Source organism: Thermospira aquatica, from assembly GCF_023525255.1.
In the GTDB taxonomy this organism is placed as follows: Bacteria; Spirochaetota; Brevinematia; order Brevinematales; family Thermospiraceae; genus Thermospira; species Thermospira aquatica.
Genome location: NZ_CP073355.1, coordinates 1,470,351 through 1,482,560, shown reverse-complemented (window position 1 = coordinate 1,482,560; position 12,210 = coordinate 1,470,351). Strand labels below are relative to the sequence as shown.

Here is a 12,210-nt window from a genome sequence, read left to right as displayed (position 1 = left end):
ATGAATACCTATTTTGACAATGCAGCCACCACTTTCCCCAAACCCCCCGAGGTTATCGAGAAAGTCCAGGAATGTCTTACAAGATATGCGGCCAACCCTGGTCGAGGAGGACACCGCCTTGCACGAGAGGCTGAATCCCTCGTTGAGACCGCCCGTACAGAAATTGGCCGTCTCTTTGGTTGTTCTCGTCAGGAAAATGTCATTTTTACCCTCAACGCAACCGATGCGATCAACATGGCCATCAGAGGATGGGTGAAACCCGGTGACCGTGTCCTTGCCACAGTATACGAACACAATGCTGTTTTAAGAGTTCTCTTTGAACTCGAAAAAAAAGGTATCATCGACGTGAAAATTGTTTGCCCACAAGGTAAAAATTATACACCTGAAGATTTTCTTGCTGATCTCGATGAGAGAACAACGCTCGTATGTCTCAACCACGTCTCAAATGTCACGGGGATGATTCTCCCTGTTGAGGCTATCAGTCAGGCTATCAAACAAAACAGTCGCGCTCTTGTCCTTGTAGACGTCTCCCAGAGTGCAGGCCTCCTCCACACCAAACTTGGAACCATTGATATGATTGCAGGAACAGGTCATAAACACCTCTATGGACCTATGGGAGTAGGATTTCTGGTGCTTGGAGAAGGGATAGAGCTTGAACCATGGCGTGTGGGAGGAACAGGGTATCTCTCGGAAGAACCCCTCCAACCACGAGAAATGCCTTTTCGACTTGAGGCAGGAACTCCCAATCTCCCTGGCATAGCAGGCCTTCTTGCGGGTATCCGATGGGTATCCCACCAGGATAGCTTCTCCCATGATCAGAGGCTTGTTGAAATCTTTGCGCGGGAAATCGAGAAAACAGATTTTACCTGGTATAGACCAGAGCAAGGTGTAGGAGTGATAAGTCTTACCCATCCTCTTGCCAGTCCTCAGGACCTGGCGACCATTCTCGACAGTGAATACGATATTGCTTCGAGAGCTGGCCTGCAGTGTGCTCCCCTCGCCCACAAAAAACTTGGTACTTTTCCTGGTGGCACGTTACGAGTGAGTTTTTCTCTTTTTCACACAGAAGAGGACGTACTACACCTTACCGAAACCCTTCGCGCTATCGATACGATCCTTAGAAAGGAGGGATGATATGAGAGAGGTTAGAAAACCTGCCGTAGCTCATCTCTTTTACCCGGGGGACAAGATCCATCTGAAGACAATGGTAAACGAGTTTCTCGCTAACGTCAATGAACAACTCATCCAGGATCTCCAATTTCGCATTGGACTTCCCTTCGCTATTGTATCACCTCATGCGGGGTATGTTTACTCAGGTCAGGTGGCAGCGTACGGCTATAAACTCATCGAACATACCAATTGGGACGTGGTCGTGCTTCTGGGGCCCAGCCACTATGTCAATTTCGAAGGAGGAGCCCTCTCTCCTGCTGTTTCTTTTCAAACCCCACTCGGAGAGATTGATATTGAGCAAAACTACAACGCTTCCCTGATCGAGGAGGATCCTCATCTTTTTTCGTACCTTTCAGCAGCCCATGAACGAGAACACTGTCTTGAAACCCAGCTCCCCTTTTTAAAAGAGGTCATTGAAGGCGAGTTTCACATTGTGCCTATTCTTTTTGGTTCGCTCTCCGCTCAAGCGATAAAGGACGTTGCGCGCGTTCTTGCCCACGTTCATCAGAAAAGAAGCGAACGAATTTTGTATGTGGTTTCCACTGATCTTTCCCATTATCATTCTGACAAAGAAGCCATGGAAATGGATAAACGTCTCATAAGGCACTTTGTCAAGATGGATAGCGCCTCTCTGATGAAAGACGCTCTGGCAGGATTAGTAGAGGCTTGCGGGATTTTTCCCCTCCTCGTTATCATGGAACTTGCCCGAACGCTTGGGAAAACCCAATCCAAAGATCTCATCTACCGCCACTCTGGCATGGTATCGGGAGACAACCATCAGGTGGTAGGCTACATGAGCGGTGTGATATGGTAAATAACCAATTCCCCGGGATAAAAGTACTTTTGTCATAAAAAGCCAGGGTACACTTTCATTCGCGGGCTAAGATTTTTTTGCTGTCTACTAAAACACTAAACCCTGAGATTTTTCCCTCAATCATGGTGAAAACGAAAAAGGAAAGCACGGACGCATTTGATACACGAAACTTGTCTCTTTCAAACTGTTTTGTAGGATGTGAAAACCTTGCCAGCGAGAATTGCTTTTTTCTTTTTTTCTCTCTATGATATGAGGAAGTAAAAGGAGTATCTATGGATTGGAAAGAACTCATTTTTTCCGATGTTACACGAGACTATGTTTCCTCAATTACCCCCCACATAGGAGACACGGTCTTTATCCGTATAAGGCTTGGCAAAAACCACCCCGTTCAGAAGGTTTTACTCTGGACACTTGTAAACGGCGATGGTCACTGGCTAGAGATGAAACCCGTTCAACAAACAAAGCACTTTGAGTACTACCAGGGAGCTCTTCGTATCAATGAACCCTACAAACAGTACCGCTTCGTGCTCATCACGAGAGATGAGATCTGGTACTACACAAGAAGCGGGATCTACGACTATCCTCCCACAGAGGATCATGACTTTGTTCTCTTGGCCCAAGATGATATTCCTGATTGGGTGTCTCGGGGAACGTTCTATCATATCTTTCCCGATAGATTCGCCCGAAGTGGACATACTTCTCTTAAACCATACACCTACAACGGCTTTCAAGCGAGAGAGATGCCCTGGGAAGCAAAACCTCTTCCTTACAACGAGGCGGGATGTCTTGACTTCTACATGGGAGATCTCGACGGCATCAGGCAAAAGATCCCCTACTTAAAAGATCTGGGAGTAACTGCCCTGTACCTCAATCCTATTTTTGAGGCTCCAAGCACTCACCGGTACGATTGTTCTGACTATACTCGCGTAGATGAAAAACTTGGAGGAAATACTGCCCTCATCCGTTTGTCGGAGGCGCTTCATGAAGCTGACATGAAACTGATGCTTGACATTTCCATCAACCACACAGGGAAAAACCACCACTGGTTTCAGCGCGCCCAGGCAGATCCCACATCTGAAGAACGCGAATACTACTATTTTGACAAACAGGGAAACTACGTCTCATGGTACAATATCCCCATTCTTCCCCAGCTCAACTATTGCTCTCAAAAACTCCGCGATAAAATGTATCGTCTCACTGACTCTGTGTTGCAGATGTATCTCAAGCCTCCCTATTTCATTGATGGATGGCGTTTTGATGTGGGCAACCAAACCGCCCGACACGATGAGGATCAGATGGGACATGAGGTTTTTCAGGAGATACGCCAGGCACTCAAGTCCGTACGCAGGGATATTTACCTCATCGGAGAACACTGGGAGGATAACATTTCTTATCACCTGGGAAACGAATGGGACGGAGCAATGAATTACTTTGCCTCGCTTAGACCACTTCGTTTCTTTGCGGGGGAAACGGATCATTTCCTGAAACCCAAGCTCCCCCCCACTTTTGAAAGAAAACGTGGAAACGCCAGGGCTATTGCTTCTCAGATCATCCAGCACTATTCTCGCCTTCCCAATCCTCTTATGCATACCCAGTTTAACCTTCTTGATTCCCATGATATTGTTCGTTTCCACAATCAGAAAAACCTCTTTAACAAATCATGGTATCGGGGCATGCTTTCCATAGCATTTCTCTTACCCGGAACATTTTCCATCTACTATGGGGATGAGATCTTGCTCGATGGAGATACCTCGGCTATTGAGGGATGCCGATATCCCATGCAGTGGGACGAATCTCGCTGGGATAAAGAGGCCCGCTCATGGTACCAGAAGCTTGCCAAATGGAAAAAATCCACTCTTGCTCTCCAGGAGGGGAGTCTCCGCTTTTTCCCTGTAGATGAAAACGTCGTGGTGATGGCACGCTTTACCATGGATGAGGCATGGATAGGGGTTCTCTCCAATGCAGAGGAAACAAGAGAAATTGTAATAGATCTCACCCCTCTCGGCGTAGAAGAAAATTCCCCTCTCGAATCCCTCTGGAGTGGTGAAAGATACATGCTTCAGGGGCATGTATGGAGAACTGTTCTCCCACCGTGGGGACACGATCTTGTAAAAATAAAACTCATCCCTTAGTCTTTATACCAGGACGGAAAAAGAATCCAGGGATAACGGGCTGGTGGTTTTTTTTGAAAGATCAGGTACTCCCCCGTTTTCGGATGGGTAAAGCCCAACCGGTATGACCAGAGGGCAAGTTGTTGTCCCCCCCGGGTAAATCCCCGTCCATACTTTTGATCCCCATAGACAGGATGCCCTCGTGATTGCCACTGAACACGAATCTGATGATGACGCCCCGTATGAAGTTCGATTTCAACCAGCGAAAGAGCTTTTTCCTCATGGAAACCCACTACCCTGTAGGCAAGAGAAGCCTTTTTCGCATCCGGATGATGCGCCGCGACAACCTGGGAGACATTTCTATGACCGTCTTTCCAGAGATAATCCACAAGTGTGCCGGTGGGAGGATTTACTTTCCCATACACCACCGCGAGATAATATTTCTCACATTCTCGTGTTTTCATCTGAGTGGAGAGTTTTTCCGCAGCCAGCCGGCTACGGGCAAACACCATGACTCCTCCTACCGGCCTATCCAGACGATGGACAACCCCGACATACACCTCTTTGCCAGGGACAAGGTTTCTCTCAAGAAAAGTTGAAAGTGCTTCATCCCCGGTTTTATCCGGCTGTGTGGGCATATTGACTGGTTTTTCTACGACGATGATATCATTATCCTGGTAGATAAGTATATCGGAAATCTCCATACCCTCTCCAAAAGAAAAAGGGGCTGTTACCAGCCCCGCATGAGCGGGAAACGGGACTCGAACCCGCGACATCTACCTTGGCAAGGTAGCGCTCTACCAACTGAGCTATTCCCGCAAGGGATTATATTGTAAGGGAAAAAGGAATCACTTGTCAAGTAGGCGAATTGCTTCATAATAAAAGTACTCGAAAAGGGAACGTTGCTTCAAAATAAAAAAGTACTTTAAATTTGTGTAAAATAATCCAGTTCATGGCTCGACAAGCTCGCCAACCGTGGCTCGACAAGCTCGCCAACCGGAATTGGGGTAGCGATGTTTGAAAGGAGACCTCTAAGCCAAAAAATTACTACGTGCCAGAGAAAACTTTTCAGCCTTCCAAAAAAGCAAAAAAGCTTCTACTCAAACAAGCATTATGAACACTCCAAATAAAGAAAAGTCTCACAAAAATAAAAAATTTCTCCCCTTGTACTTTCGGTTTTCAAATAAGAGGGATATTTTCTGTTTTTATTGTGCAGTGCAGAAAAATTTTTTGGGGAAAATCTGTTTATGTTTCTGTCGAAAACAATTTAAAATGTCACCCTTTGTGCAAATAGAAATGTCACCTTTTAAAATACTGCAACTAAAAAAACGAGAGGTTGCAGATGAGAGAGGTGATAACGATGACACTTAAAGCACAGAAGAGGGCAAAAATACTGGAGATGGTAAAGAACAAGAAAATCAAGCAGAAAGATGCTGCAATAATACTGGGGATTTGCAGAAGGCAACTTATTCGAATTTTTAAAGAATATTTATCAAAGGGTGATGAAGCTCTCAATCACAAATTAATAGGCAAACCGGGGAATCACAGAATTAGCAGTGATATCAAAGAGAAAATTATGCAGATAGTACGGAATAATTATAAAGGTTTTAAGCCGACATTTATAGCTGAAAAGCTTTATGAGGAACATCATATAAAAATAGGAGCATCAACGCTTCGTTTATGGATGATGGAAACAGGATTGTGGAAGAAAATAAGAAAAACTGCGAAACACCGTACCAGAAGGCCGAGAAAAGAGCATTTTGGAGAAATGATTCAAATGGACGGCAGCATTCACGACTGGTTTGGGACAGGCAAAGAAGTCTGTCTGATGAATATGGTGGATGATGCTACAGGCACATCTTACGGTCTTTTCGACACAGGAGAAACGACACAAGTAGCGCTGCAATGTTTGTTTGACTGGATAATGAAATACGGTATTCCTTATTCGATCTATTGTGATTATAAAAGCCTGTTCTATACAAAACGGGAAGCGACCATAGAAGAACAGCTTGCAGGGAAATTGCCTCTAACAAAGTTTGGAGAGGTCTGCCATAGGCTGGGGATAGAAATGATATATGCCCATAGTCCCCAGGCAAAAGGACTAGAGAGATGGAATGGGATCCATCAGGACAGGTTAATAGCAGAAATGAAACTAAAAAACATAAAGGATATTGACAGTGCCAATCGTTTTTTGAAAGAATATTACTGGGAAAAGAATAACCGAAAATTTAGTAAAAAACCTCTGTCGGATGAAGATTTTCATATTGCATTAATGCCTGATCAGGACTTAAGGAACTATGTTTGTTATACGGCCGAGTGCAAAGTCTATAGAGATTATACAATAAAATTTTCTAAAAGAATATACCAGATTGAAAAGAAACAACCTATAGCCATAAAACCCGGGGACAATGTTATCTTAAAAACCTGGCTTGATGGAAGTATACATATTTTTAAGAAAAATATCGAATTGAACTTTTTTGAAATAGATGATTATGGTCGTAGAGTTTCGGCATAAAAAAGTGACATTTCTATTTCAATAAAAAGGTGACATTTTAATTTATTTGACAGAATACCTGAATAGATACCTTGCAATATCAGCGTTTCTGTGTTATAATAATTACACATTCTCCCATTCCCTGGGTAAATACGCTATTTCTCTCACCCAGGAAAGCATCAAACCAAATGCTCTGAAAATAAAGAAAGAAAACAGGTAAGTAAAAACATAAACAAAGCAACATCGTACTCCTCTAAAATTATAAAAACAAAAAGTGGAGGAAAAATGGCACAAGCAAAGGAACCTTTCGAATTCAGGCAATGTGTCAGCATATCCAAATCAACAGGCAAAAAAGCCAAAAATCTCCGAGAACTCAGAGATGCTATAGCGACAGTAAGTAATGAGTCCATCTTTCATCATACCCACCAATATTTTTTACGAGGACATATCCTTGAATACACCAATGACTTTGCCCATTGGGCAGGAGAAAGCCTTGAAGAAAGAATTCTCTCTGAGCATCTCTCCAACATCGACCCCTATGCCTTTAAAAATATAGATGAGCTCAGACAGGAGCTACTGCATGTCATAGACGTTTATCTTGAAAACTTTCCTGAACCGAGAGAAGTAGTAGCAGGCGCTGAATTCTACTTCAAGGAAACTATAACCCTTATATTTCCCGTAGGCCTAAGAGCGAAAAACCTTGCCGAGTTCTTAATAGCTATCAAGTATATTGATGTCGCGGCTATCTATTACCATTTCTACGAAGCTCGCGTCAGACTAGGAGTGGATGACTTCTCACGATGGCTTGAGGACTCACTCAATAAAAAAGAGTTAGCTGAAAACATACGGTCCATTGACCCGTTCATGCACAGCATAGAAGGCATAAGAGAACGTATTATTGAGGCTGTTGAAAAAGACCTCAGGAAAGAAATGGAGGCTATAGAACCATGATTGATCAATACGCTGGCATATCCCCCAAAGGTGATCTCGTTCTTCTTCATAAACTTGGTGAAAAACTTTATAACAAATCCTTTCTCCACATTAATTCGACCCGGGCTGGAGGAGGTGTAGCAGAGATACTCCACAGAATGATTCCTATAATTAAAGAACTGAGCATCAATGCCCGATGGGAAGTCATAGAAGGTGACGAAAGGTTTTTTGAAATAACCAAAAAAATCCACAATTCTCTTCAGGGAAATGTTGAAAATATGACCGAGGATATGTGGGAGTATCACTATGAGGTCAACAAAAGAAACGCCGAAAAACTTGATCTCGAGGCGGATGCGATCTTGATACACGATCCCCAACCTATTCCCCTTATTGAATTTAAAAAATCAGGGAAATGGATCTGGAGATGCCATATAGATTTATCAAATCCCATCGAAGAAGTATGGAACCACATCCTCCCTTACACCCAAAAGTATGAGGCCGCCATTTTCTCGGTTGGAAAATTCGCACGAGCAGCGGGAATAGATGAATTCATCATACCCCCATCTATCGACCCAATTAGCGAAAAGAACCGAGAGCTCACAGACGAAGAGATAAAAGAGACACTTCATAAATTCCAGATCCCCATAGATAGACCGATGATCCTGCAGGTTTCCCGTTTTGATAGATTTAAAGACCCAATCGGTGTGATAAAAGCGTACAGAATGGTAAAAAAATACAACGACTGTATACTTGTCCTTGCCGGAAGCCCTGCCACAGACGATCCCGAAGGAGAAATCGTACTCAAAGAAGTTCAAGATTATGCCTCCAACGATCCCGATATCCACATTCTTCTCCTCCCACCCTTTAGTGACAAGGACATCAATGCCCTGCAGCGGTCTGCAACAGTCGTACTCCAGAAATCCCTTAAGGAGGGATTCGGATTAACGGTATCTGAAGCAATGTGGAAGGGAAAACCGGTCATAGGAGGAGCCGCAGGGGGGATTCCTCTGCAGATCATCCATGGTGTGACAGGATTCCTCGTCCATTCGGTTGAAGGCGCTGCTTTCCGGATACGGCAATTCCTCAACGATCCTCATATGGCGAAGCAGATGGGTGAGAAAGGCAAGGAATATGTGAGAAATAATTTTCTTATCACAAGACAAATAAGAGATTATCTTTCCGTATGGTATGCCATGGAAAATAAAGGGAAAAATATTCTAGAGGTGTAAAAATATGCTGAAGATCTTAATAGAAGAAATTTTTCCCAATAAGAATCTCATCGTAGTCTCTAACAGAGAGCCTTATATCCATAAAAAGATCGGGTCAAGTATCAAGATTGAAAAACCAGCCGGTGGCCTCACCTCAGCGATGGATGATGTTTTGAAAATTACCGGGGGAACATGGGTGGCATGGGGGAGTGGGAGCGGAGATAAAGATGTTGTTGATAACAAAAACCGCATACCAGTTCCACCAGAAAACCCCTCTTACAAGCTAAAAAGAGTCTGGCTTTCTCCATCAGAGGTTGAAAATTATTACCACGGATATTCAAACCAGGTACTCTGGCCACTCTGCCATATTACTCCCGAACGAGTATACTACAGAAAACAGTTCTGGGCAGACTACAAAAAAGTAAACGGATACTTTGCCAAGGCAATCCTTGAAGAAGCTGATGAAAACTCGGTAGTATGGATTCATGACTACCACCTCTGTCTTCTCCCCGAAATACTCCGAAAAGAAAACCCCAAGCTTACCATAGCGCACTTCTGGCACATTCCCTGGCCTAACTGGACTGTTTTTCGGATATCTCCCCAGGCAAAAGAGATTATCAAAGGTCTTCTTGGAAACGATCTGATAGGATTTCAGATTCCTTTTTTCGTCAAAAACTTCATGGATTGTGTCACCCAAAGTATTGAGGATGCTGAAGTTGACCACAAGCAAGGTATCATCACATACCAAGGCCACATTACCCGCCTGAGAGCTTTTCCGATCAGCATAGACTTCGACAAGTTTAACGCCATAGCAGCCTCTCGAAAAACCGACATAGCGATAAGAAAGATCAAAAAGTACTTCGGCATCACCACCGAAGCCATAGGCATAGGGGTGGATAGACTCGAGTACACCAAGGCACTCATCAAACGTCTTCAGGCCATCGATCTCTTTTTTGAAAAATACGAGAAGTTCAGGCAAAAATTTATCTTTATCCAGATTGCCGTGCCAACGAGAATGCGAGAACCCTATCTCAGTTATAAAAGAGCCGTAGAAGAACTCGTTGCCAAGATAAATAAAAAATACTCAATAGGCACCTGGAAACCCATTATCTATATCGACACCAAAATTGAACAAAAAGAGCTTGCCGCCTATTACAAAATGGCAGACTTCGCTATCATCAGCTCCATTTACGATGGTATGAATCTCGTAGCAAAAGAATATGTTGCCTCCAAAACCGATGAAAAAGGGGTGCTTATATTGAGCGAATTTACTGGCGCATCCGAGGAACTCGAAGACTCTATTTTAGTAAACCCTTACGATATCGAACAATTCGCCGAGAGCATAAAGATTGCTCTAAAGATGCCAGATAAAGAAAAAATGGCGAGGATGTCTATCCTCAGAAGACAGGTTCGCGAAAATAACATTCATAAGTGGGTAGTGAGCATAATGAAAGAAATAGCAGCCATAGCGGCTATCAAAAATGAAAAATGCTATTATCTTTTTGATAACCTAGATGAAATACAGAAGAGGTTTCACAAGAATATTTTTCTGTTTCTTGATTATGATGGCACATTAACGCCTATCGCCGAGACACCAGATCAGGCTGTGATTTCAGATGATATGCGTTCTTTGATAATAAAATTAAAAGAGCATATTCCCGTGGCTGTGATAAGCGGGAGAGCGCTAAAAGATGTAAAGGAGAAAATCGGTATCGAAGATATCATCTACGCCGGTAATCATGGGGCAGAGATATGGGATGGGAACAAAATCATAATAAATCAAAATTCAATGGAAAACAGGGATCTCCTCGAGGAATTGTTAGACAAGCTCACAAAAGCATTGGCCCATATACAAGGTGTGTGGGTAGAAGATAAAGGAATCACCGCAAGCCTGCACTTTAGGAATGTTGCCCCCAATGAAGTGGGAGAGGTTTTTAGCACATTTGATCGAATTGCCAGAGAATACAAGGAGAACTTTAGATTTATCACAGGCAAAAAAGTATTCGAAATAAGACCCCTCAATATATGGAACAAGGGAAATGCTGTCTCATGGATAATAGAAAACATGGGAGAAAACAGATTCCCCATTTATATCGGAGATGACACGACCGATGAAGACGCCTACATAGCTCTGCAAAATAGAGGTTTATCCATTTCTATCGGTGGGAGTGTTAACGCAAACTCCTACCTGCAAAGTCAGGAAGAGGTTAAAAGATTTCTTACAGTATTATACGAAGAGCTAAACAAGTGAAAAGAAAGGGCGAACGTATTCAAACATCATGTTTCTTATCAATGAAAAGTTGGGTGAAAATTCAATTTAATTGATAAATGTAGGGATCTATGGTATACTAAAAGTCTATAAAAAATATAAACCAATGGCTCTCTCAAAGACCCAGCAGGTGGATAATCTCCGTAAAAAGATAAAACCGATGCGGAAAAGAGAGCAGCTAACAAAGTGAGCGATAAAGATGATGGAGGAGATGCTATGAATTGTCCCATATGTGGGTCTTCAACATTCCACACACTTCGCGAAGTTTCTCATGTCTTTCTAAAAGAGAAAAAGTTCACCCTTGAGCAATGTTCAGAATGTAGCCTTGTCTTTGCCATACCCCGCCCAACAAAAAAAGAGTTGGCTATAGCATATGAACATATTGACAGATCACCAAAAATAACCGCCAAATAAGGCAGAAAAATAGGAGAACGATTCCATCGATTGATTGTCCGCCATGCAAAAAACGCACAACATGTGTTAGAGGTTGGGTGTTCTACTGGCTATATCCTCTATGGGCTCAAACAATTTCGATATGAGGTAACAGGTACAGACATATCTCCAAAAGCCCTGCAATGTGCAAAAGAATTCTATGGTCTCGAACATTTGTATTCTGCGGCATTTCCGCCTCCTTCCTTATACGGAAGTTTTGATGTTATTATTATGAGCCATCTTATTGAACATGTCACAGATCCCAAAAATCTTATCGATGAAGCCATAAAATTCCTCAAAGAGGAAGGAATTCTCATTATTGTCACCCCTCATATCGATTCATTCGGGTATAAAATCTTCAAAAATCACTACCCCACTATTTGTCCACCATTTCATCTCAACTTTTTTAACAAAAACTCTATCCAGTATATGCTGAGAGAATTTGAGATCGTAGAACTGAAAACAGAAAGTACCAAAGAGGACGGCAACCCTATACATAATTTTGGGGTAGCAATAGCCAATCTAACGAAAGTAAAAGAAAAACTCAAAAAACGTCTCCTCAGTGAGCCCAAAGATGAAGAGGCTCCTTATACAGAGACTCGACTCTTTACCTTCATCAGGTCTGTTTTACGAATACTCCAATTGATCCATTTCCCGTTCTTTTTTGTCATGGACAAACTCGGACTTGGGGAGAACATCCTTGTGGTCGCCAAAAAGAGGTCAACACACTAACGAGCTGGATCACGAAGGACAAGAAACACCTTGAGGGCTTCTGAGATGAG

The 12,210-nt window shown here is 42.9% G+C and carries 9 protein-coding genes and 1 tRNA gene; 8 read left to right on the top strand and 2 right to left on the bottom strand.

Features of this window, described 5'->3' with window-relative positions; translation table 11 throughout:
- From KDW03_RS07025 to KDW03_RS07015, 3 genes are all read left to right on the top strand, one after another.
- Positions 1-1,134, top strand: a complete 1,134-nt coding sequence (locus tag KDW03_RS07025; protein ID WP_271434382.1) for an aminotransferase class V-fold PLP-dependent enzyme — start codon at positions 1-3, stop codon at positions 1,132-1,134.
- Position 1,135: 1 nt separating this feature from the next.
- Positions 1,136-1,984: an AmmeMemoRadiSam system protein B gene (gene amrB, locus KDW03_RS07020; RefSeq protein ID WP_271434381.1), complete on the top strand. Its 849-nt coding sequence runs from the start codon at positions 1,136-1,138 to the stop codon at positions 1,982-1,984.
- Positions 1,985-2,256: 272 nt separating this feature from the next.
- Positions 2,257-4,116, top strand: a complete 1,860-nt coding sequence (locus KDW03_RS07015; RefSeq protein WP_271434380.1) for an alpha amylase N-terminal ig-like domain-containing protein — start codon at positions 2,257-2,259, stop codon at positions 4,114-4,116.
- Here the strand turns inward: KDW03_RS07015 and KDW03_RS07010 are convergent.
- Complete coding sequence (locus tag KDW03_RS07010; protein WP_271434379.1) at positions 4,113-4,799, bottom strand: RluA family pseudouridine synthase; 687 nt, start codon at positions 4,797-4,799, stop codon at positions 4,113-4,115. The two genes, KDW03_RS07015 and KDW03_RS07010, sit on opposite strands and share 4 nt — an antisense overlap.
- Before the next feature lie 42 nt (positions 4,800-4,841).
- Positions 4,842-4,914 (bottom strand) — tRNA-Gly (locus KDW03_RS07005).
- Positions 4,915-5,437: 523 nt separating this feature from the next.
- Between KDW03_RS07005 and KDW03_RS07000 the strand changes: the two genes are divergently transcribed.
- From KDW03_RS07000 to KDW03_RS06980, 5 genes are all read left to right on the top strand, one after another.
- Positions 5,438-6,610, top strand: coding sequence for an ISNCY family transposase (locus tag KDW03_RS07000; protein ID WP_271434378.1), 1,173 nt, complete (start codon positions 5,438-5,440; stop codon positions 6,608-6,610).
- 264 nt (positions 6,611-6,874) lie between these two features.
- On the top strand, positions 6,875-7,540 hold the full coding sequence (locus KDW03_RS06995; protein ID WP_271434377.1) for a DUF5752 family protein: 666 nt from the start codon (positions 6,875-6,877) through the stop codon (positions 7,538-7,540).
- Positions 7,537-8,748, top strand: a complete 1,212-nt coding sequence (locus KDW03_RS06990) for a glycosyltransferase (RefSeq protein ID WP_271434376.1) — start codon at positions 7,537-7,539, stop codon at positions 8,746-8,748. Before KDW03_RS06995 ends, KDW03_RS06990 begins: the two co-directional genes overlap by 4 nt.
- 4 nt (positions 8,749-8,752) lie before the next feature.
- Positions 8,753-10,978 carry a bifunctional alpha,alpha-trehalose-phosphate synthase (UDP-forming)/trehalose-phosphatase gene (locus tag KDW03_RS06985; RefSeq protein ID WP_271434375.1) on the top strand — a complete coding sequence of 742 codons (2,226 nt, stop codon included), beginning with the start codon at positions 8,753-8,755 and terminating at the stop codon, positions 10,976-10,978.
- A gap of 462 nt (positions 10,979-11,440) precedes the next feature.
- The gene (locus KDW03_RS06980; RefSeq protein WP_271434374.1) at positions 11,441-12,160 is read left to right on the top strand and encodes a class I SAM-dependent methyltransferase; all 720 of its coding nucleotides are present in this window, start codon (positions 11,441-11,443) and stop codon (positions 12,158-12,160) included.
- The last annotated feature ends 50 nt before the right edge of the window (positions 12,161-12,210 follow it).

Bases quoted from the DNA above. Each gene is read 5' to 3' on its own strand.
- KDW03_RS07015 (WP_271434380.1), top strand. From the start codon at position 2,257: ATGGATTGGAAAGAACTCATTTTTTCCGATGTTACACGAGACTATGTT.
- amrB (WP_271434381.1), top strand. From the start codon at position 1,136: ATGAGAGAGGTTAGAAAACCTGCCGTAGCTCATCTCTTTTACCCGGGG.
- KDW03_RS07025 (WP_271434382.1), top strand. From the start codon at position 1: ATGAATACCTATTTTGACAATGCAGCCACCACTTTCCCCAAACCCCCC.
- KDW03_RS06995 (WP_271434377.1), top strand. From the start codon at position 6,875: ATGGCACAAGCAAAGGAACCTTTCGAATTCAGGCAATGTGTCAGCATA.
- KDW03_RS07010 (WP_271434379.1), bottom strand. From the start codon at position 4,799: ATGGAGATTTCCGATATACTTATCTACCAGGATAATGATATCATCGTC.
- KDW03_RS06985 (WP_271434375.1), top strand. From the start codon at position 8,753: ATGCTGAAGATCTTAATAGAAGAAATTTTTCCCAATAAGAATCTCATC.
- KDW03_RS07000 (WP_271434378.1), top strand. From the start codon at position 5,438: ATGAGAGAGGTGATAACGATGACACTTAAAGCACAGAAGAGGGCAAAA.
- KDW03_RS06990 (WP_271434376.1), top strand. From the start codon at position 7,537: ATGATTGATCAATACGCTGGCATATCCCCCAAAGGTGATCTCGTTCTT.